The sequence below is a fragment of the Sphingobacterium sp. CZ-2 genome, from assembly GCF_004526235.1.
In the GTDB taxonomy this organism is placed as follows: domain Bacteria; phylum Bacteroidota; class Bacteroidia; order Sphingobacteriales; family Sphingobacteriaceae; genus Sphingobacterium; species Sphingobacterium tenebrionis.
This window is the reverse complement of record NZ_CP038159.1, coordinates 746210-769780: the sequence shown is the minus strand read 5'-3', so window position 1 is coordinate 769780 and position 23571 is coordinate 746210. Positions and strand designations below refer to the sequence as shown.

Genomic DNA, 23571 nt, shown 5'->3' with positions numbered 1-23571 from the left:
CGATATGAATCTGAAGAAATCCATATTATTAGCAGGCGTACTTTTGGCGACAGGAACTACTGCTGTATTTGCACAAGCTAGTAACGTAAAAAAAGCTAAAGCTGCAATTATTAAATTTGAAGAACTAAAAGCTGCTGGAACGGCTGCTTTAGGGAAAACAAATCTAACTACTGCTCAAGAAGCAATTGATGCAGCTGTTGTGCATGAAAAAACAAGTAATGATCCAGAAGCTTGGACTTACTATGCCTTAGTTTATTCTAATATTGCATTTATCGATAAGAATGCAGAAGCTGCTACCAAAGCTTCCGAAGCTGTTAAAAAAGCAACTGAATTAGATAAGGAGAAAAAGCATACAGATAATATTACTGTTGCGAGCCAAACATTAGGTCAGTTTAAATTCAATCAAGGTGTTGCTGCATGGGATAAACAAGATTATAAAAATGCATACAATGAATTCAACGATGCATTGACTTATCTTCCTGGTGATACCACATTGACATTCTACGCTGGTTTGTCGGCTGTACAGACAAAAGATTATGACAATGCGATTCCTAAATACAAGGCATTGATCCCTAACAAAGAATTCTCAAGCCATAAGACAGTATTATTGGATCTTCCAAAACTTTATATGTCTAAAGGTGATACAACATCGGCATTAGCTGCTGCTGCTGAAGCGGTTGCTGCTTATCCAAACGATAATGATGCTGTTGTACAGAATATTGAGTTTAATTTGATCACAGGTAATGAGGCGAAGATTTTGAGCGATATCGAAGCGCAAATCACGAAGGATCCTCAAAATAAAAGCTTGCACTACTATTCTGGTTTAGCATATGGTACTGCTGGAAATACGGAGAAAGCTTTAGCGGCTTACAAAAAAGCGCTAGAGATTGATCCTAATTATCCTGAGGCAAACATCAATGCGGCTGTTGTGATCATGAATTCTGGTCGCGATGAATTATTGGCGATCAATGATGATAAGAATTTACCTGCTGCTGAATACAACAAAAAGCTTGCTGCGATCAAAGCGAAAATCGCTACAGCTCTTCCTTATTTGAATAAAACAATCGAGTTAGATCCAAATAATAAAGATGCTTTACGTAGTTTGAAAAGTTACTACGACTTTATCGAGGATACAGCGAAATCTACTGAAATCCAATCGAAGTTAGATGCTTTGAATTAATCAAAGTATGGAAATAAAAAAAGCCATTCTGAAAAGGATGGCTTTTTTGTTTGTCTAAATTTATCCCAATGCGACATCCAATACCATCATCACCACAAATCCCAAGACAAATCCTAAGATAGGGATATCGGAATGTTCTTCTTGTTGGGTTTCTGGGATTACCTCTTCGATAACCACAAATATCATGGCCCCTGCGGCAAATGCCAATGCATAAGGCAAAATGGGAAGGAAGAATCCAACAGCAAAGGCGCCAAGAACAGCAAAAATAGGTTCCACCACGGCCGATAACTGTCCGTATTGGAAACTCTTCCATCTGGAGAGCCCCATTCTCCTTAATGGCATGGATACGGCAATTCCTTCCGGAAAATTCTGAAGTCCAATTCCCATCGCCAATAAAACTGCCCCAGCAATACTTGCTTCTGGAGATCCTGCTGCCGCTCCACCAAACAATACCCCTACAGCCAATCCTTCTGGAATATTATGTAGGGCAATGGCTATGGTCAATAAGGTGGTTCGATGTAAGGATGATTTTGGACCTTCTGATTTTAAAAAGTTCAAATGCAGGTGTGGCATGAGCTTGTCCAAACCAAATATGAAAAGTGCACCCAATATAAAGCCAATGGCGGCTGGCATCACTTTTTCAAATCCACTGCCGTCACTCATTTCTATTGCTGGTGACAATAAGGACCAAAAACTAGCAGCGATCATAACGCCACCTGTAAAGCCCAACATGCCATTCAATAGTCGTTTGTTTACTCCTCTGAAAAGAAAAACGGATGCTGCTCCTAATGCGGTCACTCCCCAAGTGAATAAACCTGCTAATAAAGCTGCTGTAACGGGATTTAAGGTTCCCAAATAGGCAATTAATTCGTCGATCATTTAAATAACTAATAAAATCGCTTTGAAATTAACTATTCTTTGGAACAATCCTATCTATTCTATTGATTATTAAATGAAATTCAAAAAAAAAAGCTCCCGAAGGAGCTTCTAAAATGTAAGTATATGCTATTTAAGGTGTGATCTTAGCATCCAAGCTGTTTTTTCATGTTTTTCTAGAATGCCAACCAAAAAATCTTCTGTTCCGGCATCCTTGTTTTTTTCCACTTTATCGATATCCTCTCTCAAGGAAATGATCAGGCTTTCAAAATCGTTGAGGATTTCTTTGATGAATCCCTTGGAATCATTTTTACCATAAGCCATTTCTGTTAATTGGGTTATTTCTAACCAAGCTTTCATGGTTCCAACAGCATAATGGCCAATGGATCGAACTCGTTCCGCTACTTCATCAATGATTTCCGCCAATTCATCATATATCGTTTCAAAAAATAAATGTTGAGCATGGAAGTCTGGTCCTTCTACGTTCCAATGAGCGTTTCGAACCTTTGTATACAGCACATTTTCATCTGCCAATAATTTGTTCAATATTTCAGCTACTGCTGAGGTGTTTTTTTCTGTAATTCCGATATTAGTTTTCATAGTATTATATATTTATTTGTTGTTTATACTTTTTGAGAATTTATTCTAGTATTTACTTGCTTCCTCAAGTTTCTTCAGTGCCTCCTCCCCTAATCTCAGTTGAACAGCGGCTTCAAAGGCTTCAAGATGTTCTGTTTTGGTCGCACTAGCAATAGGTGCTGTGATGGTAGGTTGGGCTAATAACCAAGCTAAGGCTACTGCGGAAGGGCTTGTTCTGTATGCATTGGAAACTTCATTTAATGCCGCTACAATTCTCCTTCCCCTTTCATTCCAATAACGTTTCTGAATGCCTTCTCCCCTAGCTGATTTTGTAAAATCAGATTCGGTTTGATATTTCCCACTTAGAAAACCACTCGCTAAAGAATAATAAGGAATAACGGCTAATTCATTTTCCTCAACTAATTTCAAATAGGTCTTTTCATAGTTCTCCCTATCGTATAGATTATATTCTGGCTGTAGGCTGATGTAAGCAGGTAAATTTTGTTCTTTGGAAATAGTTAAAGATTCCTGCAACCGAGTAGCTCCAATGTTTGATGCCCCAATATGTTTTATTTTACCTTCCTGGATCAAATCTTCATATGCCCTTAGCGTCTCTTCAATTGGGGTCACTTCATCATCATAATGAGTTTGGTATAGGTCTATATAATCGGTCTGTAGTCGTTTTAGAGAAAGTTCTACTTGTTCCTTGATATAACTCGCCTGGGTATTTGGTTTGGTATCATATCCAAATCGGCCACCAACTTTAGTCATGAGGATAATTTTTTCTCTGTTTCCTTTGCTGTTGATCCAGTTTCCTAAAATGGTTTCAGATTCGCCGCCTTTGTTTCCAGGTGCCCAATGGCTATAATTATTGGCTGTATCGATGGCATTGAAGCCTAATTCCATAAATTGATCCAAGATATCAAAGGATTGCTGTTCATCTAAGGTCCAACCGAATACATTACCACCAAATATAAGAGGAACAATCGTTAGGTCTGATTTTCCCAATATTCTTTTGTTTTCCATATATATCCCTAATTTTGATGTATACAATTTACCAATAAAAACTGCAATAAAAGATATTTTAAAGGCATTTTTATGTCATTTTAGGCTTTAGATTTGTTGGAATTTGAACTTCATCATTATTATCTTAAATCCTTCTTAATATTTGTATTTTTGCCCCGAATTGAACTGTCATTAAATGAGTAATATATCATTCCTTCATCGCTTTCAGCACGATGTATCGCATATCAAAAAACCGGAGAAATTTACATTTCCCTTTTGTTATGAGCCGCATGCGTTAAGTATGCTTGCTGCAAAGCAGGTGCAGGAATATTTATTGACCCAAAAAGATTTCGAACATAATTTTGGGCTAGATGATCATAATAGTGCTTTAGTGATTGGAAAGATGTTTGGGGTTTTGGTCGTTGAAGATGAACATGGTGGCTTAGGTTATCTTGCCGCCGTTTCTGGGAAGCTGGCTGGAACGAATCAACATCGTTATTTTGTACCTCCAATCTTTGATATGTTAAAGCCTGAAGGTTTTTTTCTGGAGGAAGAACAAGAGATCAATCGGATCAATAGGGAATTGGAACAAATAGAAGAAAATGGAAATCTTCAAGCTTTGAAACTTCAATTTGAATCTGCCAAGGAGGAACAACAAAAATCACTTTCGACACTCCGGGTGTTGCATAAACAAAATAAATCGGAAAGAAAGCAGATTAGAACCATCCAAAAACCGATCCTTTCGGAAAATGCCTATCAGGAATTAGAAATTGATCTCATTAAGCAAAGTTATCGGGATCAACATGAATATGATGTAGCGAAGGGAAATGCTTTAAAGGTGATAGAACGTTTCGAGGAAAAGTATCTTATGGAACAACAGCAGATCGAAGCGTTAAAGAATGAGCGTAAAGAAAGGTCGTCATCCCTGCAGCAACGTCTATTTGATCAATACCATTTTTTGAATGCGCAAGGGGAATCAAGATCAGTGTTAGATATCTTCCAAGAAGCTATTCAATTGCAACCTCCTGCAGGAGCTGGAGAATGCGCTGCCCCAAAATTATTGCAGTTTGCCTATCAACATAAGCTAAAACCTATTGCTATGGCGGAGTTCTGGTGGGGAGAATCGCCAAATACAGAAGTAAGAAAACATTTATCCTTCTACCCTGCTTGTCGTGGTAAATGCGAACCCATCTTAAACCATATGCTACAGGGATTGGAAGTTGATGATAATCCCATGCTTCAGCATCCGGATAGTGATTTGGACATTGATATTATATACGAAGATGAATCGATCATTGTTGTCAATAAGCCAGCAGAGTTTTTATCGGTTCCCGGGATCAATGTTAAGGATAGTGTTCAGACCAGAATATTGGAAAGATTTCCAGAAATAACCGGTCCATTGATCATCCATCGTTTGGATATGTCGACTTCCGGAATTTTAGTGTTGGCAAAGAATAAGGAATCCCATCAATTTATTCAAGATCAGTTTATAAAACATACTGTTAAAAAGCGATATACCGCCATTTTGGATGGTGTAATAGATCAGCAGGAAGGACTTATTGATCTGCCGTTACGAGTAGACTTGGATGATCGTCCAAGGCAAGTGGTCTGTTACGAATATGGTAAACCTGCTCAGACAAAATTTAGGGTTCAAGCAATAGAAAACGGAAGAACCCGGATCCATTATTTTCCTTTAACAGGTAGAACGCATCAATTACGTGTGCATTCAGCGCATAAAAAAGGTCTATTCTGCCCTATTCTGGGGGATGATCTTTATGGCCAACGGGCAGATCGTCTACATCTACATGCAGGCTTTATTGAATTTACCCATCCCATTTCTAAGGAGAGGATAAGTTTTACGCTCGAAGATCCGTTTTAGTTAACTGAAATTTACTTATCTTGGATGTAAATAACTCCTTTTATGGAAATCTTAAAATACGCCTATCAACACCCACTTTTCGAAAATGAAGATCTGGAAAAAATTTTTGCTGCCCATGAAAAAATTCAGGTATCTAAGGGTGAATTCTTGTTGAAGAAAGATCAGGTATTGAATCAATTTTATATCCTTGAAGACGGATTGGTCAGAACTTTTCTATACGATTATGAAGGGAATGAAATCACGACAGGCTTTTCTGGAAAGAATGAAGTGGTTATTGAAGTGGCCTCTATTTTTCAACGTATCCCATCCCAGGAATATATCCAATGCTTAACGGATTGCGTGCTATGGAAATTAGATTATGATGTATTTCAGGAACTTTTCCATCAGATTCCGGCCTTTCGGGAATGGGGTCGTGCATGGATGGCTTTCGAATTATACCTCAGCAAAAAAAGAGCAACAGAGATGATCACGGAGCCAGCCAAAAGTAGATATCTCCATCTCATGAAGGATAAACCTCAAATCATCCAACAAGCACCACTGAAATTCATAGCTTCCTATCTGGGTGTAACGGATACTTCTTTGAGCCGAATTAGGAAGGAAATCATAAATGAATAATTATAAACATGGCTGAATATTTCGAAGATAAAACCTTTACAGCAGAAGATCTTGGCGATCGACCCTTAGTAAAAGGAGAATACGAATACTGTAGATTTGAAAACTGCAATTTCGAACGGATGGACCTTTCCGAAATGAAATTTGTGGATTGTACTTTTTCGCATTGTAATCTTAGTCTAGCCACCTTGGAACATAGTATGATTCAAGATGCAAAATTCGAACATTGTAAGTTATTAGGATTAAAATTTGATAGCTGTAATCCTTTTAACCTGAGTTTTAGCTTTGATCATTGTATCCTAGATCATTCCTCCTTTTATCAATGTAAACTGAAGAAAACAAAGTTCATATCCTGTAAACTACATGAAGTTGACTTTGAATCTGCGGATCTGCTGCAGGCGTACTTTGAATATTGTGATTTATTAAATAGCACCTTCCTAAATTCCAATTTGGAAAAAGCAGATTTTTCAACTTGCATAAACATACAATTAGATCTAGATCAGAACACGGTTAAAGGCGCAAAATTTTCTATTTCTTCCCTACCGGATTTATTGGTGAAATATAAAATACAAGTAACTGGGTAGACATGGATCGCATTGATATAGCGAAGAAGAAACATTTACCCAGAATTTTAGCTACTCTCCAGCAGTTGGGGATATACAATGACCAATTGGAAATTCAATTTTTAGGAATTAAAAGCCAACAGCTGCTTCAATTATGGGTAAGGAATACGGGCGATACTTCATTTCAACTTTATCAACAATTTCCCTTGACGGCTTTTTCAGGTACTTTAGGTCCAAAAGAAAAAGAAGGTGACCTTCAGATTCCCGAAGGAAACTATTATATCAATCGTTTTAATCCCAAGAGTAAATATCACCTGTCCTTAGGAATCAATTACCCGAATGAGGAAGATCTATTCCTTGGTCGAACAGGTTCTGATATCTTCATCCACGGTGGATCAACTTCCAAGGGATGTTTGGCTATGGGTGATGAAGCGATTGAGATTGTTTATTTATTGGCCTTAATGGCCAAAGATAATGGACAAAAGGAAATACCTGTCCAAATAGTTCCATAAAAAAACACCGAAACAACAGTTCCGGTGTTCACTCATTTGTTAAAAGACAATTAAACGGTTTGTTTAATCGGAGTATCTTTTTTGATCTTTGATATTTTCCTTTGTAAGAGTACGATGGAAAGAATTAAGGTGATACCAGCAATCCATCCTAAGCCCCAAATAGCATCTTGGACATATTCTACTGATCCATTTTCGATGATCAAGGTTCGGAATATCTGTAGATAGTGTGTTAAAGGAATCATGTTGGCAATAGCAACTATCCAATCTGGCATTTGACTCAATGGCCAGGTAAAACCACTCAGAATAAAACTAGGCGTAGCAATCACCATTAAAATTTCAGTAGCTTTCAATTGGCTAGGAATAGCCAGGCTGACCAAAATACCAATAAAACTGACAGCTGCTAAGAACAATAGTGTGGTCCAAAAGAAGGCCGTTCCATTAACATGCAATGGCATTCTATACCAAAATGAAAAACCATAATATAGCCCATAGATCAAGATCGACATGAATAGGTATGGTAGTATTTTCACTAAAATCAAAATGAATACATTTTGTGATTTTCCAACCAACTCTGCAAAAGTTCCTTTCTCAAATTCAGAAGAAAAACTAAGTGCCAAACCTAACATCATGACCTGCTGTAAAACAGTCAGTAAAACTCCGGGCAGCATGAAATAAAGGTAATTACCACTTCGGATATGCTGTTTGATAATAGTCGTTTTAAAGGGTTCATATTGCTGTGCCGCGACAAACTCTGGGACTCCCTTTTTTTGTTGGGCTTTGATTTGAATTCCTGCTTTCATGGTTCCGGCTGCTACATTCGCAGCCATCATCGCATAGTTTGATGTTAAGGTGTTGGAAGCATTCACAAATAAGGTGACTTCTGTTGGCCTATTGTAATTAACATTCGAAGAGAAACCTTTAGGTATTTGCACCACGACCGTTGCCTCATGTTTCATGGCCTCATCGTTAGCATTAAAAGCATCATCCAATACTTTTGCCACATAGATTACTTCCCCGTCATTGAACATGTCAATTAATTGCCTACTCAAGGGGCTGCGATCTTCATCCACCACGATGATAGGTAGATGCGTTACTTTTCCTTTTTTATAGACCCCTCCTACCAATACACCATAAAGAATCGGGGCACCAAGAAATAGTACCAAAAGGACCTTATTCTGAAAGAATAATTTGAATTCCCTTTTGATCAGTGCTATAAAATTTTTCATTTTCCCCTCCTATTAGTCTTCTTTTATGATAAATGTAGCTTTTGTCAAGAGATCTTGAACTTGTTTAGGGTCTACTGCCTTTAAGCGTATCTCAAACATGGATTGCTGTTCTTCAAAATCCGGATAAGCGGTACTGATGTTTGCATAAGCGGTTAATGGTTTAACCGTCTCGATACGAGCTTGAATTTCCTCATTGTTCTGATATGGAATAACCAATGTTTTTTGGCTACCCTTTTGAAAATCCTTGATTTTTCCTTCAGGAACCGTTACTCTGAAATAGGTGCCATCCTGAATATATCCTGATACCAAACTATAACCAGCCAAAGCCAATTCTCCGGTTTTGAGGTTGATGTTTTCAATACTCATATCCTGCGGAGCCAAAATAAATCGCTCTTTAGCAGCAACCGTAACTTCAGATACTGCACCTAAAGCACGTTCCTTTTGGCCTAAAGCCATTTTCTGCTGTTCAATTCTTGCTCCATGTTGGACGTCGGCCAATTCTGCTTGGGCAGCTAAGTATTGGTTTTTTGCGCCTTGGTATTTGGCATAGACTTCATCGTATTTTTGCTGTGCAACTAGGGAATCCTTCAATAGGTTATTCATCCGATTTAAAGATTTTTGGGCAAAGTCATATTGTTCCTTTAATCCGGATACTTTTGCGTTCAATTGTTTTATCTGTCCATCAGTGGCACCTTTAACAGCCATTTCATATTGTGCTTGTGCAGCGTTGAGTGCTCCCTGTGCCTGAATGGATTTCGCATCCACTTCAGGAAATTCCAGGATAAGTAAGGTGTCTCCTTTTTGAACAAATTGTCCCTCCTCTACCAATACCCGCTGAATCTTACCAGGGATTTTGGTGGTTACGGCAATTTGATCCCTTTCAATTTTACCTTCTATTTTAATTTGTTTTTTAGGATCTGTTTGACAGCTCTGTAATAGTAAGAATGCACTAAGGCTATATATTAATTTTTTCATGGTTATCGAGTTATAGTTTCGTATAAGTTTCCGTTAGCTTTCAAAAGTTCGCTAGCCGCTTGACGTTGTGCCAGCACTTGCTGGAAGTAGTTTAAAGACTGTTTATAATATTCGTTTTCAGCTTCCAGGCGTTCCGTAACATCTGTCAAACCTTCTTCAAATTGTCTGGATGCAAGATGAAGGTTGTTTTTGGCAATAGCTACCTGTTGCTCATTCACTTTGGTCTTTTTCAAAGCAAGCTGATAATCTACCGTGGTTTTTTTCTGTAATAAGGAAAGCTTTTCCTGTGTATCCAACAGTTTGTTGTCATTGATCTGCATATCCAATTTTGTTTTCTCGATGGCAGTTTTATGTGCCTTTCCTTCAAAAATATTCCATTTCATTCCGATTCCTACCGCATAATTAGGGGCCATCTGAAAATGATTACTTTCCAATTTTAGGTTGCCCATTTTAGGAAGATTTTTGATGGTTAAATCTGTTGAAAATGCATTGATATAGGATAGATTACCAAAGGCAAAAACCTGGGGTAATCTACTACCCTTTTCTTTTTTGTAAACATATTCATAAGCTTTGCCTGCAGCCTCTAAAGCTTGAACTTCCTTACGGTTCATTGTTTGGGCATCTTCCAGATTCAAGCTGAGTTCCTGCAAATTGTAATTAGTTTCTTTTAAGCGTTCTATCGGTAGTCCTGTCAGTTCTTGAAGTTTGAAGAATAAGAGCTCCCGATTACTTTCCAGTTCTGCTTTTCTACTTTCCAATTCCAACATCGCCAATTTAATCTTGTCCCGATCATAGGGAATAGCTAAACCATTATCTATCGCTCGAACCACTTTTTCGTGTTCCTTTTTCAAGCGTTTTTCAGAATCTTGAATAAGTACATCCACCTCTTTCAACAACATCAGCTGATCAAAACTCAGGACCACTTCTTGAGCTAATTGATCATAACCTGCTTGATTCATTAAATCCTGTGCTTTGAATTTTTGTTCGAGGGCTTTTTGTCCGTTAGTGATCTGCAGTCCACTAAAAATAACCTGGGTGGCAGTTACCCCTGCCATGGCTACTTGTGAAGAAACATTTAATTGTTGCGAGCCATCATAAATGGAAGTTCCTAAAAGGGGCAATTGTTTTGTAGGAAGATCTATATCCATATTACTGTTCAAATAGCCATACATGGCATTTGCACTAACATGAGGTAGGAATTTTCCTTTTACATGCTCCCTTTCCAAGGAAATCTTTTGATTTTCCAAGGTGGCATTCTGAATAGATCTGTTGTGTTGAATGGCTTGTTCTACAGGTTGTTTAAACTCTTTAAATCCGATTTGTTGAGCTTGAACGGATATTGTAGAACCAAATAATACGGCAGTACTTATTAAAGCCTTTCTAATTGTTTGATTGTTCATGACCAGTTTGTATTATCTTTTAACAATACAAAGGTCATGAGGATAAGGGAGGATATTTTTAAGATATCTTAAAAAAGGTCTATACCTTTCCTCTAATTACGGATAAAGTTTGTTGTGATATGCCAAGATATGAAGCAATATGTCCTAAACTGGCATTTTGGAATAATGTAGGGTTTTGGGTTATAAGACCTTCATACCTTTCCTGGGCAGTTTCAAATTGTGTGTTGTAGAACCTGTTCGAAAAATTGATCAATGAATCCAATAGCACTTTCTGAATGATCTGATTGACGGTTATATTGGTTTTGGCAAGTTCTTCTATGGGAGCAAATGGCATTAGCCATATTTTTGATGGCGCTAATGCTTGAAATCCAAAAAGTGAAGGTTTTCTGTAGAATACACTTTCAATACCTGTACTAAAGCTATTAGGACCGAAAAAATAATGCGTAATATCCTTTCCGTTTTTATAATAATAGATTCTAGTGAAACCACTCTCAATAAAATAGATATACCTTAAATGACTGTCTGGTTCAAAAATAATATCTCCTTTTTGATATTCTTTCTGTTCCATGATCTGGTCGAAAAATTGTTCAACCTCATCATTAATATGATAATATTCACTAAAAAAATTCAATAAGGGTGTTCCCATGAAATAAAAATAAGGCTTTTATTTCCGATTATTAAACTAAAATTTCCTTTCACGTCCCTTTCTTATTTGGAACTGTTCTAAACAAGCTATAAGTTTGTAGTGTTGTTTATAATGATTCTAAATAATTACATGAGACTTACTTTTTACATACTTTGCTATTCCTTATTACAAACATCAATTAATCCTGTTTTTGGTCAAACATCTTTGGATAAGGATCAGCGCCAAAAGCAGGATTCTTTATTTCAAAAACAAGTTATTGAGCAGGTGGTTGTGACAGGACAAATAAAGCCTACCTCCTTAAAAAACTCCATATATGCCGTTCGAACCATCAATCGGGATGATATCATTCGACGAGCTACAAGCGATATTACCACTCTTCTGAATACGCAATTAGGAATCCGCTTTAATAATGATTTGGTTCTTGGTGAATCTGACATTGAATTAATGGGTATGAGTGGGCAAAATGTAAAGATCTTATTGGATGGCATTCCATTGATTGATCGTGGAAGTACGAAACAAAGTCTGTCACAGATCGACATCAATACGATCGAGCGCATTGAACTTGTTGAAGGACCTGTGTCGGTCATTTATGGAACGGATGCTTTGGCAGGTGTAATCAATATCATTACAAGAGATGCAAGTACCTTAAAGAGCCAATGGAATTTGGAAGTCAGACTTCTTGAAGAAACGGTAAATACCGAATATAATCCAGCCTATGCAGAAGGTCGACATAACCTACATGCCAATCTGATTTACAGCAAAAATAATTGGTATGGGAATATGACCGCCAGCAGGAATACCTTTGGTGGTTATCAAGGCAATCTTTCTGGAAGAGCACTGGCCTGGCAACCGAAAGACCAATACCTGGCATCAGGAAAAATAGGTTATAATCATAATAATCTGCATGTATTTTACAATTTTAGTTTGCTGGACGAGGATATTTATACACCGGGGAACATCTTACCCAATAACAGATATATAGATAAGAATTATCTAACCAACCGATATAACCATATGGTTCAGGCCGACTGGCAATGGAAGGAAAAATGGAATTTTGTTAGCTCTTTTACCCAACAGAATTACAGGCGTGCCACCGTAACCAATATACATGACTTTGAAAAAGGAACGATGGAACTGAGTACGGGCGCTGGTGAACAGGATGTTTCTACTTTTTATCAAAGTTTTGGGAAAATTACTGGCCATTATAAATGGTCAAATCGATTGGATTTATTGAGTGGCGTGGATATTGATTACGATCGAGGGTCGGGAGCCCGAATACAAGAGCGATCTGAAATTTGGGATCTTGCAGCTTTTATAACGGCAGATTACCGACCAATTTCTTGGTTGATGATTAGACCTGGTCTACGGTTTATACATAACTCCATATATGATGCTCCTCCGGTAATTCCTTCTATTAATGCAAAATTATTGTTGAATGAACATTTTGATTTGAGACTTTCCTATGCTCGTGGTTTTCGGGCACCAAGCCTAAGAGAACTTTACTTTAACTTTTTTGACAGTAATCATCAAATTGAAGGCAATAAAGATCTGAAAGCTGAACATAGTAACAGTTACCATTTAAATCTAAATTTTGAAAAAGCATTTCATTCACAAGCTTTTCTAAGGACAAGTTTTGGTAGCTACTACAATCAATTCAATAATCTGGTCACGATGAGTATGAAGCCTGGGGATAACAGGGTGAATACTTACCTCAATTTGGCCCATTATAAAACCACTGGATTTAACCTTGCCAATACTTTTTCTTACAAACACTTAAAAATAGATCTTGGCCTTGGCTATATAGGTAGATATAATATGCAAAAAGCAATTAATCAAGAACTAAAACAATTTTTATGGACGCCAGAGCTTAATGCTGGAATATCGCAAGAGATACCTCGATGGGCGACAAATATTTCTGTATTTTATAAATATAATGGCAAAAGGCCGGGATATGAAACCATACAGACCAATACTGGCGTAGAAGCTAGACAGACCAGTCTCGCCAGTTTCCAACAACTCGACCTGAGCGTGAATAAAACCCTTTTCAAAGGTTTAAACCTACAGGCGGGTATTCGAAACTTGACCAATACAGAAAATATTGAAAATACGGCCACAGTTGGTTCAGGAGCACATAGTTCTTCCGTTTCCTCTGTACCTATTAGTTATGGAAGATCATACTTCTTTGGTTTGCTTTACAATTTGAATAAATAATATGAGAACAATTACTACTTTAAGTGCTGTTGCGATTTTAGGATTTTTAATGTTAGGATCTTGTAAAAGACAAGATGCACCTATCCCTAAAATAAAACCTTCTGATGGAAATAAATTAACCTTAGACGGTGGACCTGGCGGTTCGTATGCCGAAAATGCGGTATATGTTGATTTGAGCACAGATAAACAATCGTCAGTTAAACGAAGTTCCTGGAACTTAGGCTTTCATTGCGGTGCAGAATTCAGTGTTATTCTGAATAGTTCGATGGATATGTCGGCAATGGTTACCAATTCCACCGACATTAAATCAGTCAATAAAACTAATTTCGATGTTGAACAATTGAAGTTAGATATCAAGCCTGAAAAACTGAAGATTTATGATGATACATTAGGTAGGCTAAACCATAATGTCATCGCTGAAATCAAGGCCAATGCTAACGACAATAAGGTCTATGTAGTTAACAGCCCAACTCCCAAAGGCGATGATGAATTTTGGAAAGTTAGGATCGTAAGAAGCGGTACAAATGCTTATACCCTGGAATATGCAAAATTAGAGGATCAACAAATCAAATCATTGAGTATAACGAAAGAGGAGGCTTTTAATTTTAAATTCATCTCCTTCGCCTCAGGTCCGGTAAATGTAGAGCCCAAAAAAGAAGAATGGGATTTTGTGTGGACAAGATCAATCTATTTTACTTCCATGGCCGGAACTCCTGTACCCTATTCTTTCAGTGATTTAATATTTACCAACCATCTTTACAAAGTTACTTCTGAACAAATCATCTTTTTGGACAAAGATGGAAAAAGCAATGGTAAACCCACTTATGCTGAATTTGACGAAAGCAAATTATCCTTAGTAACCTTTAAACCCAATAGAAATGTGATTGGTGCTAATTGGAGAAGTGCTTTCTCTCCTGGTGCCTATAAAGATCGTTACTATGTAATCAAGGATAATCTTGGAAACATCTATAAGTTGAAATTTATCGCCATGGGTGCTGGAGGTGATGGCGGAAAACGTGGATATCCTGAATTGGAATATAAACTTGTAAAAGCCTATTAACATGAAAAATATTGGATACTTGTTCGTATTTATGGCCTTTGCGCTGTTTATTTCCTCCTGCCAAAGTGGAAATTCGGAAACACAGAGCGCTGCAGCCAATAACCCTGATTCATTACGCATTGTCTCGTTGAATGGTACTATAACGGAAATATTGAGCTTGGCCGGATTAGAAGATCAGATCGTAGGCACTGATGTAGCTTCGACCTATCCAGAGTCCATAAAATCCAAACCTAAGGTTGGTCATAATCGTAAAATCCCGGTGGAAGGTGTATTAGCCTTAAACCCCAATTTGGTTATCGGAACCACAACAGAGGTTCCAAAAGAAACTGTTGAACAGTTTCGACAGGCAGGTCTAAAGGTCTTACTGCTTGATCAGGAGTATTCTGTTGAAGGCTCGAGGAACCTTATCCGTGCATTAACCGATTCGTTGAACCTGAAACTTAAAGGAGATTCCATTCTTTCATCGTTCGATAAAGAAATTGCGGATGTAAAGTCTTTCCCGGAATCCCACGGAAAACCTAAGGTCCTATTTATTTATGCACGTGGTAGTGGAACCATGATGGTTGGTGGATCTGATACCCAAGTGGATAAAATTATCCAATTGGCAGGAGCGGTGAATCCAGCAAAAGATTTTAAGGACTATAGACCATTAACATCCGAGTCTTTGGTGAATTATAATCCTGATGTATTGTTGCTGTTTGATTCTGGATTATCCAGCCTAGGTAGTGCTGAAGGCCTATTATCAGTTCAAGGCGTAAAGCAGACCAATGCTGGCAAAAACAAGAAAATTATTGCCATGGATGGACAGTTATTATCGGGCTTTAGTCCGCGGTTGCCACAGGCGATCAAAGAGTTACATACTAAAATTCATGAATGATAGAAAAATATAAAACGATTTTCATTATCTCTCTACTACTATTTCTAATTGGCTCCTGCATACTTTCCATATGTGTAGGGGCCATAGAAATACCCTTAGGTGATTTAATGAAAATAATTAACAAACAATTCCGATCAAATAATCCTGTTGAATCCCAACAGGAGGCCGTGTTAATGGCTATCCGTATGCCCAGAGTCATCCTTGGTCTTTTGATCGGTGGAACATTAGGGATATGCGGTACAGCCATCCAAGGGATTTTCCGAAATCCATTGGCGGAACCTGGGCTGATAGGGATATCCTCTGGTGCATCCTTATTTGCTGTAATGTTCATTGTATTAGGAAATTCCCTATTTTCTAGTTTAACGCATTATATGGGTTACTATGCTTTAGCTATAGTTTCGTTTTTAGGAGCTCTGCTCACGACAACTGTACTTTACAAGTTTTCAGTGAGGAAAGGAAGAACTTCCATCACAACCTTACTTTTAATGGGCATTGCTATCAATGCATTGATCGGGGCATTGGTGGGTCTTTTTACATTTATTGCGAATGATGAAGAGTTAAGGAATATCACTTTTTGGAATCTAGGAAGCTTGGGAGGTGCTAGCTGGCAATCAGTTGCTGCCCTGCTCCCATTTGCATTGATTTGTATGGGCTCTTTGCTATTCTTTGGAAAACCCCTAAATGCCTTATTGTTGGGTGAATCCCAAGCGGAACATCTAGGGATTAATTTGCAGCAAACCAAAAGGACTATTGTGGTATTAACAGCAATCGGTGTAGGCGCCTGTGTGGCCCTTTCAGGAATCATCGGATTTCTGGCACTTCTTGTTCCACATTTATTGCGGATGACCGTTACGGCTGATCACAAATTCCTTCTTCCCGGCTCCGTACTTTTGGGAGCTAGTTTATTGGTATTAGCAGATTTATTGGCTAGAACGATCGTTATTCCTGCCGAACTTCCGATAGGAATCATTACAGCTATCATGGGTGTGCCCATGTTTTTAGCCATAATTATAAAGAATACGAAGGAAGGAAATATATCATGATTTCCATCCAAGGACTTAATTATTTCATTGGATCCCAAAGGATTCTTCAGGATGTTCAAATGCGGGTTGTTGGCGGTGAATTGGTTGGGATTATCGGTCCTAATGGTGCTGGGAAATCCAGTTTATTGAAATTAATCAGTAAGGAAAATCATGGATATTCTGGTGAGATCTTGATTAATGGTAAGAATTTGAAGAAATATAAGATTTTGGAATTGGCTAAATTCAGAGCTGTTCTTCCGCAGAGCAATTACCTTGCTGTTAATCTTAAGGTTTTGGATATTGTTTTGATGGGTAGATATCCGCATTTCAATTATAAGCCGAGTTCTGAAGATATTAGGATTGCGAAATGTTGTTTGGATGAAATGGGTATGGCGGGGTTTCAGGAAAGAATGATTTTTACGTTATCAGGAGGAGAACAACAAAGGGTGCAATTGGCAAGGGTTCTTGCCCAGATTTATCAGCAAAGGGACGGGATATTGTTGATGGATGAGCCGATCAATGGATTGGATCTGGAGTATCAACAGGTTATTTTAGAAAAGGCAAAGGATCTGGCAAGGCTTGGAATGTGTGTTATCTGTGTGTTGCATGATATCAATTTGGCGGCGCAGTATGCAGATCAAATTCTTTTATTGAAAAATGGGAAGGTAAAGGATTTTGGACCTCCTGAGGAGGTTTTGACGGAGGAAGCGGTTTTTGATATGTATCATACAAAAGTGAAAAGAATTGAAAAAGGAATTTTGGGGTATACGGGCATTCTTCCTTCAGGGATGGGATGATAAATAGGGGCATTGTGATTTTACGTCATCGCGTTTTACGTCATTGCGAGGCACGAAGCAATCTTTAGCCATGTCATTGTGATTTTACGTCATTGCGAGGCACGAAGCAATCTTTTGCCATGTCATGTTGAGCGAAGTCGAAGCATCTAAATATGGTACCCGTACAGATCCTTCGACGCTGCTCAGGATGACAAAGTCGAAAGATTGCTTCGTCGTACCTCCTCGCAATGACGCTGAGATTGCTTCGTCGTGCCTCCTCGCAATGACGAGTAAACCATCTCCCCATGACTGACCAGAACAAAAAAAAAAACAAAAAACAAACAAAAATTAAAAAACAAAAAATGAACAGAACAACAGAAAATAACATCAGATCTATCTACGAAAAATACAAACAAGAGAACCCAAAAGTTCGTATCAGAGATGCTGCAAAAGCTTTAAAAGTAACCGAGGCAGAATTGGTTTATAGTTCAGAAAACAACCTTTATCTCCTCCCCGATTTCCATAACCTATTAAACGAATTAAAAGAACTCGGTTATGTCATGGCATTAACAAGAAATGAATATGCCGTACATGAAAGAAAAGGCATATACAGCAAGGCGGGGTTCCATGGTACCATCGGATTGGTCGTAAATCCAGATATCGATCTGCGCCTCTTCATGAAAGATTGGAAATTTGTATTTGCTGTCAATGAAAACAATAGAAAAAGTATCCAATTTTTCGATCGGTTTGGAAATGCCATTCATAAAGTATATCTCACTGAAAAAAGTTCTGTAGAGGCTTATGAAAATTTACTGGATAAATTTCAAACCGACCAACCTGATCACCTATCCATTGAAATTCAAATTCCATTAAAGGAACTTCCATTGGAAACGGAAAAATTTGATGCAAAGGAATTTCATCAGGAATGGAAAGATCTTCAGGATACCCATGATTTTATGGGAATCCTAAAAAAGCATGGATTAAGCCGAATTCAGGCCATGCAAAATGCACCAAGTGGATTTACAATGGAAATTCCAAGATCAAAGATTGAATCTATTTTAAATTTAGTATCTTCATTAAAGACAGAAATAATGGTCTTTGTAGGAAATTCAAGTTGCCTGCAGATCCATACTGGACTTGCGCAAAGGATTGTTCGGACTGGTCCGTGGATAAATATCCTGGATGAAGAATTCAACCTTCATTTAAATGATCAAGCTATTCATAGTCTTTGGATTGTTAAAAAACCAACAAATTTAGGTTTGGTCCACAGTGTAGAGGCTTTTGATGATCAAGGAAACCTGATCATTCAATTCTTTGGCAAAAGAAAACCTAGTATTCCGGAAAGCGAAGACTGGCGGTTATTGGTTCAATCATTAACAGAAACCTTATGAAAATAATTGGCATATTGATCTTATTCTTGTTGCCCAATATGGTTGTTCTTGCACAAGAAGTCGAAACCCAGGAATTTGTAGAAGCTGAAATCATCCTCAAAGACAAAAATGGAAAAAACAGCAGTTTGGAGAATGTTGTTCAAGCAGTCGAAGAAAGGCCATTGGTGTTTTTTGGGGAACTTCATGATAATGAACAAGCCCATAAGGTACAACTAAAATTACTCACTCTATTAAACAAAGTTCATCCTACTGTAGTTTTAGGAATGGAGATGTTTGAAACAGATGTTCAACATATAATAGATGAGTATTTTGCCGATTTGATCAGTCAGAAAAGTTTTGAATCAGAAGCAAGAGTCTGGTCCAACTACCAAAACGATTATAAACCTTTAGTGGAATTCGCAAAAGCTAATAAAATAAAATTAATTGCGAGCAATGTTCCTCGGAGATACGCTAATGCAGTTTATAAACAAGGGATAACCGTATTGGATAAATTCGATAGCAGGGTTAGATCCTTTATGGCTAAATTACCTTTAAAAGTGGATACTACGTTAACCACCTACCAGGATATGCGTGAAATGCTTCCTGGTCATGATGCTACAAATATGATCTTTTCCCAGGCATTAAAAGATGCTACTATGGCTGAATTTATCCTGAAAAACTATCAGGAAGGACAAGTTTTTCTACATATTAATGGGGCTTATCACAGCAAAATGAAAGAAGGCATCATCAGTTTTTTTCCAAAAGACATTCAGCAAAAAGTGTTAACCATCAATACCGTCAAGCGAGAAGAAGTTACTCCTGAACTATTAGCAACAGCTGATTTTACGTTGATTGTTGATTAATGAATTGATTCTTGACTGAAGAGTAAATAATTAATTGAAGATCAAACTTCAATCACAGCATCATTTACAATGGCAAATACTTTAGCGGAAATTGATTTTTCCATCAGGTACAAACCTGTAAATTTCCCAAAGGCAGGCATGGTTAAAATTCTATTTTCCAGATGGAAACATGGTAATTTGAAGGACTGCCTGCCTTTGGTTTCAATCAAACATCCAGGATGGATATGTCCAACAATATTATACATATAGGCAGGTAAACCATTAATGGGTTCATGAGATAATATAACCCCTTCTGATAAAATAACCTCTTCTTTAACCTTTAGATTTATTTGAAGGAAATGATGATCAGCAAGAATATCATGATTACCCTTCGTTAGGGTAAAGTCAATTTTATGAAAATAGCTATTAACAAATAATTTGAATTTTTCCCAATCCTCGTTCCAAGACGAATGAAAAAGATCACCTAGAAAAACAACCTCTTTTACCTGTAAATCGTTCAATATTAAGTTTAACCGATCAAATTCTTCTTGAGGATCTGGTGATGGAACGAAGAAACCCGATCTTCTAAAATGGTTGAGTTTACCCAAATGCCAATCGGAGATCACCAACATTTCATAGCTAGGGATATAAAGCCCTTTTTGAGGTAATAGGAAAACCTCTAAACCATTTAAAATAATTTTTTTAGCCATTCAACAACTGCATTTTCACTTTTTCTAAGCGGCTTTGCCAATCCTCATTGGAGTACCGCTCTCTAAAGGATTCCGCAAAAATCGGAAAGGAAAAGGGCGTTAGTTTTTCAGGACGGCTGAATAAGATTTTATGATTTGCTATTCGTTCAAAGGCTTGTTGCATTCTACCTTCTTCCAATTGAAAATCAAAAACTTCATCATATGCTTCCCGCAAAAGTAGGTTGTTTGGTTCATATTCCGAAAAAACTGAAAAGAACAAACCCGCATTCGCCTGGAGGTGTTTACTTTTCATCTGCTTTCCTGGGAACCCCTGGAAGACCAATCCTGCTATTCCAGCAATATCCCTAAATCTACGTTTGGCCATTTCCTGCACATTAATTCCGGAGTTTATATCCTGATGGAGATGCTGGGGCGAGAATAATTTTTGCAGAAATTTATCATCCACCTCATAATCTGTATCCGATAACAACTCAAAACCGTATTCATTACTGGCAATGCTGAACGTGGCCGGTTTGATGTTTCCTAATCGATACGCAATAACCTGCGCCATTCCTTCATGTACTAATTTTCCATCAAAAGGATAGAAAAAGAAATGGTTGCCGTATTTGGTTTGAATATACTCAACCAATAATTCATCCTCCTTGGGTAGTTTGGATAATCTTTCTTGTTCATCGAACAAAGGCTTTAAGAAGGTTATTTCGGGAGAAACTCCCCTTTTTTTATGAATATTCTTGAAACTATGTCTGATAGCTATCCCCAGATCTGGTGAAATGGCGAACCTTCCTCCCATCCAGGATGGAATGACCCCTTTCTTCTTTTCCGATGCTCTTACTATTGCATCATTGGCAATGATCTGGACCAATTCTAATTGTCTTCCCGAGAACCAAAAAACATCACCAATATTTAATTTCGCAATAAACGATTCTTCGATAGATCCTAAGTATTTGCCTGAAAGGAACTTTACCCGCATCATGAGATCGGATACAATAGCGCCGATGGATAACCTATGCCGCATAGCGATCCTTCTATTGGTAACTTTATATAATCCATCTACCAGTTCCAATCGATGAAAATCATCATAAGCTGTTAAGCTGGTTCCTCCATGGATCAACAGCGCCATACATTGGTCAAATTCCTCCTGACTGATACTGGAAAAGCAATGGGTCTGGGCGACTTCCTGAAGAATATCTTCCGCTTGGAAACCATCTCCAACAGCCAAGGTCATGAGGTATTGGATCAATACATCAAAGGATCGGATATAAGGGATTCTACTCTCTACGATATGATTCGAAACAGCATATTTTAAGGAATCACCTTCAATGATCTCCAGCGAATTGGTGGGGACATAAAAGATAACTGAAGTGGCATCTGGTCGGTGTCCAGAACGCCCGGCTCGCTGAAGAAATCGGGCTATTCCTTTGGGGGATCCCACTTGAACAACACAATCAACAGGTCTGAAATCTACACCTAAATCTAAACTACTTGTACAAACAACGGCTTTTAATCTTCCTTCATGTAAAGCCTCCTCTACCCAAAATCGCACCTCATCACTTAATGAACCATGATGGATGGCGATCAATCCTGCAAATTCTGGATAATGGGTAATGATTTGTTGATACCAGATTTCTGCTTGGGATCTGGTATTCGTAAAAATAAGGGTGGTTTGGTAGTTATTGATGATATCGACTACTTTATCCAACAGTTTGATTCCTAAATGTCCAGCCCATGGAAATTTTTCCAAATTATCTGGAAACACAGTTTCAATTGCTATTTGCTTATTGATGTTTGCTTTAATGAGTGTGCCTTTGTTATGTTCACCCAATAAAATATCCTTTGCTTCCTGAAGGTTTCCAATGGTGGCCGAGATTCCCCAAATCTTTAGTTTGGGGTTTATGGATTTAATCCGGCTGATGGCCAATTCCATGAGCACACCTCTTTTAGATCCTAATAATTCATGCCATTCATCTACGATAATGAATTCCAGGTTTTTGAAATAGTCTTGCCCGCCTTTCGTGGCCAGGATCAGATGCACACTTTCGGGTGTAGTGATCAATGCTTGAGGGGGATTTTTTCGTTGTTTCTGTCGTACTGCTGTGGTGGTGTCTCCTGTTCTTAGTTCAATTTCATAGTCGAGATCTAAATCTTGGGAAACTTGGGAGGTAGCTTTATGAATTTCTTTGGATAATGCGCGCAAAGGCGTAATCCATAGTGTATGTAATTGTTTTTTCTTGGGTTTGTTAAGTTGATTTTGTTGATCGTAATAGGACTTTAATACCCCAAACCAGATAGCAAAAGTTTTTCCGTATCCTGTTGGTGCATTTAATATCCCGGATTGGCCTTTGGAAATGGCTTTCCAACAGGATTTTTGGAAATCATGTGCTGTCCAACCTTGGTTATAAAACCATACTTCCGCCAATTCGTTCTGCATATTCTTAATTTGATAAAATAGATAACAATCTATGAAGATTTTTGTTAAGTATAAAAGAGTTTAAACAATTGATATAAATAAAACTTATAAATCAGTTTAATATTATGGCAAATAAAACCGTTGGAATTTTTGTTGGAAGTCTGAGAAAAGATTCCTTTAATAAGAAAATAGCAAATTATTTAGTGAGTATAACGCCTGAAGGTTATACATTTAAGATTATAGAAATTGGACAATTGGCCTTTTATAATCAGGATTTTGATGATGAAGGTACTGCTCCTGAGAATTATGCGACATTTCGTGAGGAGGTTAAGGCTTTGGATGCTGTATTGTTTGTAACGCCGGAATATAATAGATCAGTTCCTGCTGTTTTGAAGAATGCTATTGATGTGGCATCACGGCCATATGGGAAGTCCGTTTGGGACAAAAAGCCTGGTGCGGTTATTAGTTCATCGATAGGTGGTATTGGTGGTTTCGGTGCCAATCATCACTTGAGGAAGTCTTTGGTTTTTGTGAATGTTCCTACCATGGCGCAGCCGGAAATGTATTGTGGGAATATCGCGGATAGTTTTGATAAGGAAGGGAAACTGACAAACAAGGAAACTGAAAAGTTTTTTAAAGGATTTTTGGAGGCTTATGTAAAATGGGTGGAAACTTTTGTGAAGTAAGGAATTATTTTTTCCGTCATTGCGAGGAGGTACGACGAAGCAATCTTTCCGCTTGTCATGCTGAGCGAAGTCGAAGCATCTACAGTTGGTACCCGAACAGATCCTTCGACGCTGCTCAGGATGACATAGTCCAAAGATTGCTTCGTTCCTCGCAATG

22 protein-coding genes are annotated in these 23571 nt (G+C 37.9%); 13 read left to right on the top strand and 9 right to left on the bottom strand.

From position 1 onward, the window contains the following. Positions 1 to 4: 4 nt before the first annotated feature. Entirely contained in the window at positions 5 to 1180 is a 1176-nt protein-coding gene (locus E3D81_RS03435) for a tetratricopeptide repeat protein (protein ID WP_134776413.1), read from the top strand. Between the two features lie 60 nt (positions 1181 to 1240). Here the strand turns inward: E3D81_RS03435 and E3D81_RS03430 are convergent, their stop codons facing one another. The 3 genes from E3D81_RS03430 to E3D81_RS03420 form a co-directional block, all read right to left on the bottom strand. After that, the gene (locus E3D81_RS03430) at positions 1241 to 2059 is read right to left on the bottom strand and encodes a ZIP family metal transporter (RefSeq protein WP_099366246.1); all 819 of its coding nucleotides are present in this window, start codon (positions 2057 to 2059) and stop codon (positions 1241 to 1243) included. Positions 2060 to 2185: 126 nt separating this feature from the next. After that, entirely contained in the window at positions 2186 to 2656 is a 471-nt protein-coding gene (locus tag E3D81_RS03425; RefSeq protein WP_134776412.1) for a Dps family protein, read from the bottom strand. 45 nt (positions 2657 to 2701) lie between these two features. After that, a complete protein-coding gene (locus E3D81_RS03420; RefSeq protein WP_134776411.1) occupies positions 2702 to 3661 on the bottom strand; it encodes an aldo/keto reductase in 960 nt (319 codons plus the stop codon). 175 nt (positions 3662 to 3836) lie between these two features. Between E3D81_RS03420 and E3D81_RS03415 the strand changes: the two genes are divergently transcribed. The 4 genes from E3D81_RS03415 to E3D81_RS03400 are packed head-to-tail and all read left to right on the top strand — an operon-like array spanning position 3837 to position 7206. Continuing rightward, on the top strand, positions 3837 to 5519 hold the full coding sequence (locus E3D81_RS03415) for an RluA family pseudouridine synthase (RefSeq protein ID WP_134776410.1): 1683 nt from the start codon (positions 3837 to 3839) through the stop codon (positions 5517 to 5519). A gap of 42 nt (positions 5520 to 5561) precedes the next feature. Beyond that, a complete protein-coding gene (locus E3D81_RS03410) occupies positions 5562 to 6134 on the top strand; it encodes a Crp/Fnr family transcriptional regulator (protein WP_134776409.1) in 573 nt (190 codons plus the stop codon). Positions 6135 to 6142: 8 nt separating this feature from the next. Further along, positions 6143 to 6715: a pentapeptide repeat-containing protein gene (locus E3D81_RS03405; RefSeq protein ID WP_134776408.1), complete on the top strand. Its 573-nt coding sequence runs from the start codon at positions 6143 to 6145 to the stop codon at positions 6713 to 6715. Between the two features lie 2 nt (positions 6716 to 6717). Next, positions 6718 to 7206, top strand: a complete 489-nt coding sequence (locus E3D81_RS03400) for a murein L,D-transpeptidase family protein (RefSeq protein ID WP_134776407.1) — start codon at positions 6718 to 6720, stop codon at positions 7204 to 7206. Positions 7207 to 7256: 50 nt separating this feature from the next. Here E3D81_RS03400 and E3D81_RS03395 read toward each other — a convergent pair whose 3' ends face one another. The 4 genes from E3D81_RS03395 to E3D81_RS03380 all read right to left on the bottom strand — a co-directional run bounded on the left by E3D81_RS03395 (position 7257) and on the right by E3D81_RS03380 (position 11453). After that, positions 7257 to 8432: an ABC transporter permease gene (locus E3D81_RS03395; RefSeq protein WP_134776406.1), complete on the bottom strand. Its 1176-nt coding sequence runs from the start codon at positions 8430 to 8432 to the stop codon at positions 7257 to 7259. 12 nt (positions 8433 to 8444) lie between these two features. Further along, complete coding sequence (locus tag E3D81_RS03390) at positions 8445 to 9407, bottom strand: HlyD family secretion protein (RefSeq protein ID WP_134776405.1); 963 nt, start codon at positions 9405 to 9407, stop codon at positions 8445 to 8447. 2 nt (positions 9408 to 9409) lie between these two features. Then, positions 9410 to 10807: a TolC family protein gene (locus tag E3D81_RS03385; RefSeq protein ID WP_134776404.1), complete on the bottom strand. Its 1398-nt coding sequence runs from the start codon at positions 10805 to 10807 to the stop codon at positions 9410 to 9412. Positions 10808 to 10886: 79 nt separating this feature from the next. After that, positions 10887 to 11453, bottom strand: coding sequence for a Crp/Fnr family transcriptional regulator (locus E3D81_RS03380; protein ID WP_134776403.1), 567 nt, complete (start codon positions 11451 to 11453; stop codon positions 10887 to 10889). A gap of 129 nt (positions 11454 to 11582) precedes the next feature. Between E3D81_RS03380 and E3D81_RS03375 the strand changes: the two genes are divergently transcribed. The 7 genes from E3D81_RS03375 (at position 11583) to E3D81_RS03345 (ending at position 19632) form a co-directional block, all read left to right on the top strand. After that, on the top strand, positions 11583 to 13664 hold the full coding sequence (locus tag E3D81_RS03375) for a TonB-dependent receptor plug domain-containing protein (RefSeq protein ID WP_167554219.1): 2082 nt from the start codon (positions 11583 to 11585) through the stop codon (positions 13662 to 13664). A gap of 1 nt (position 13665) precedes the next feature. Then, positions 13666 to 14724, top strand: coding sequence for an HmuY family protein (locus tag E3D81_RS03370; protein ID WP_134776401.1), 1059 nt, complete (start codon positions 13666 to 13668; stop codon positions 14722 to 14724). Between the two features lies 1 nt (position 14725). Next, the gene (locus E3D81_RS03365) at positions 14726 to 15601 is read left to right on the top strand and encodes a hemin ABC transporter substrate-binding protein (protein ID WP_134776400.1); all 876 of its coding nucleotides are present in this window, start codon (positions 14726 to 14728) and stop codon (positions 15599 to 15601) included. After that, positions 15598 to 16644: a FecCD family ABC transporter permease gene (locus tag E3D81_RS03360; RefSeq protein WP_134776399.1), complete on the top strand. Its 1047-nt coding sequence runs from the start codon at positions 15598 to 15600 to the stop codon at positions 16642 to 16644. Before E3D81_RS03365 ends, E3D81_RS03360 begins: the two co-directional genes overlap by 4 nt. After that, the gene (locus E3D81_RS03355; RefSeq protein WP_134776398.1) at positions 16641 to 17420 is read left to right on the top strand and encodes a heme ABC transporter ATP-binding protein; all 780 of its coding nucleotides are present in this window, start codon (positions 16641 to 16643) and stop codon (positions 17418 to 17420) included. Before E3D81_RS03360 ends, E3D81_RS03355 begins: the two co-directional genes overlap by 4 nt. A gap of 341 nt (positions 17421 to 17761) precedes the next feature. Then, positions 17762 to 18790: a hemin-degrading factor gene (locus E3D81_RS03350; RefSeq protein ID WP_134776397.1), complete on the top strand. Its 1029-nt coding sequence runs from the start codon at positions 17762 to 17764 to the stop codon at positions 18788 to 18790. Continuing rightward, positions 18787 to 19632 carry a ChaN family lipoprotein gene (locus tag E3D81_RS03345; protein WP_134776396.1) on the top strand — a complete coding sequence of 282 codons (846 nt, stop codon included), beginning with the start codon at positions 18787 to 18789 and terminating at the stop codon, positions 19630 to 19632. The genes E3D81_RS03350 and E3D81_RS03345 overlap by 4 nt, the downstream gene beginning before the upstream one ends. Positions 19633 to 19673: 41 nt before the next feature. Here E3D81_RS03345 and pdeM read toward each other — a convergent pair whose 3' ends face one another. Further along, positions 19674 to 20321 carry a ligase-associated DNA damage response endonuclease PdeM gene (pdeM, locus tag E3D81_RS03340; protein ID WP_099365546.1) on the bottom strand — a complete coding sequence of 216 codons (648 nt, stop codon included), beginning with the start codon at positions 20319 to 20321 and terminating at the stop codon, positions 19674 to 19676. Then, positions 20314 to 22749, bottom strand: a complete 2436-nt coding sequence (locus E3D81_RS03335) for a ligase-associated DNA damage response DEXH box helicase (protein WP_134776395.1) — start codon at positions 22747 to 22749, stop codon at positions 20314 to 20316. Before E3D81_RS03335 ends, pdeM begins: the two co-directional genes overlap by 8 nt. A 104-nt stretch (positions 22750 to 22853) precedes the next feature. On the opposite strand from E3D81_RS03335, the gene E3D81_RS03330 reads away from it, so the two are divergent. Continuing rightward, complete coding sequence (locus E3D81_RS03330; protein WP_134776394.1) at positions 22854 to 23414, top strand: NADPH-dependent FMN reductase; 561 nt, start codon at positions 22854 to 22856, stop codon at positions 23412 to 23414. Positions 23415 to 23571 lie beyond the last annotated feature (157 nt).

Coding starts and splice junctions, on each gene's coding strand:
- E3D81_RS03385 (WP_134776404.1), bottom strand. CDS start 10,807: ATGAACAATCAAACAATTAGAAAGGCTTTAATAAGTACTGCCGTATTA.
- E3D81_RS03345 (WP_134776396.1), top strand. CDS start 18,787: ATGAAAATAATTGGCATATTGATCTTATTCTTGTTGCCCAATATGGTT.
- E3D81_RS03365 (WP_134776400.1), top strand. CDS start 14,726: ATGAAAAATATTGGATACTTGTTCGTATTTATGGCCTTTGCGCTGTTT.
- E3D81_RS03380 (WP_134776403.1), bottom strand. CDS start 11,453: ATGGGAACACCCTTATTGAATTTTTTTAGTGAATATTATCATATTAAT.
- E3D81_RS03410 (WP_134776409.1), top strand. CDS start 5,562: ATGGAAATCTTAAAATACGCCTATCAACACCCACTTTTCGAAAATGAA.
- E3D81_RS03355 (WP_134776398.1), top strand. CDS start 16,641: ATGATTTCCATCCAAGGACTTAATTATTTCATTGGATCCCAAAGGATT.
- E3D81_RS03430 (WP_099366246.1), bottom strand. CDS start 2,059: ATGATCGACGAATTAATTGCCTATTTGGGAACCTTAAATCCCGTTACA.
- E3D81_RS03425 (WP_134776412.1), bottom strand. CDS start 2,656: ATGAAAACTAATATCGGAATTACAGAAAAAAACACCTCAGCAGTAGCT.
- E3D81_RS03405 (WP_134776408.1), top strand. CDS start 6,143: ATGGCTGAATATTTCGAAGATAAAACCTTTACAGCAGAAGATCTTGGC.
- E3D81_RS03435 (WP_134776413.1), top strand. CDS start 5: ATGAATCTGAAGAAATCCATATTATTAGCAGGCGTACTTTTGGCGACA.
- E3D81_RS03400 (WP_134776407.1), top strand. CDS start 6,718: ATGGATCGCATTGATATAGCGAAGAAGAAACATTTACCCAGAATTTTA.
- E3D81_RS03330 (WP_134776394.1), top strand. CDS start 22,854: ATGGCAAATAAAACCGTTGGAATTTTTGTTGGAAGTCTGAGAAAAGAT.
- E3D81_RS03415 (WP_134776410.1), top strand. CDS start 3,837: ATGAGTAATATATCATTCCTTCATCGCTTTCAGCACGATGTATCGCAT.
- E3D81_RS03375 (WP_167554219.1), top strand. CDS start 11,583: ATGAGACTTACTTTTTACATACTTTGCTATTCCTTATTACAAACATCA.
- E3D81_RS03370 (WP_134776401.1), top strand. CDS start 13,666: ATGAGAACAATTACTACTTTAAGTGCTGTTGCGATTTTAGGATTTTTA.
- E3D81_RS03360 (WP_134776399.1), top strand. CDS start 15,598: ATGATAGAAAAATATAAAACGATTTTCATTATCTCTCTACTACTATTT.
- E3D81_RS03350 (WP_134776397.1), top strand. CDS start 17,762: ATGAACAGAACAACAGAAAATAACATCAGATCTATCTACGAAAAATAC.
- E3D81_RS03390 (WP_134776405.1), bottom strand. CDS start 9,407: ATGAAAAAATTAATATATAGCCTTAGTGCATTCTTACTATTACAGAGC.
- E3D81_RS03335 (WP_134776395.1), bottom strand. CDS start 22,749: ATGCAGAACGAATTGGCGGAAGTATGGTTTTATAACCAAGGTTGGACA.
- E3D81_RS03420 (WP_134776411.1), bottom strand. CDS start 3,661: ATGGAAAACAAAAGAATATTGGGAAAATCAGACCTAACGATTGTTCCT.
- pdeM (WP_099365546.1), bottom strand. CDS start 20,321: ATGGCTAAAAAAATTATTTTAAATGGTTTAGAGGTTTTCCTATTACCT.
- E3D81_RS03395 (WP_134776406.1), bottom strand. CDS start 8,432: ATGAAAAATTTTATAGCACTGATCAAAAGGGAATTCAAATTATTCTTT.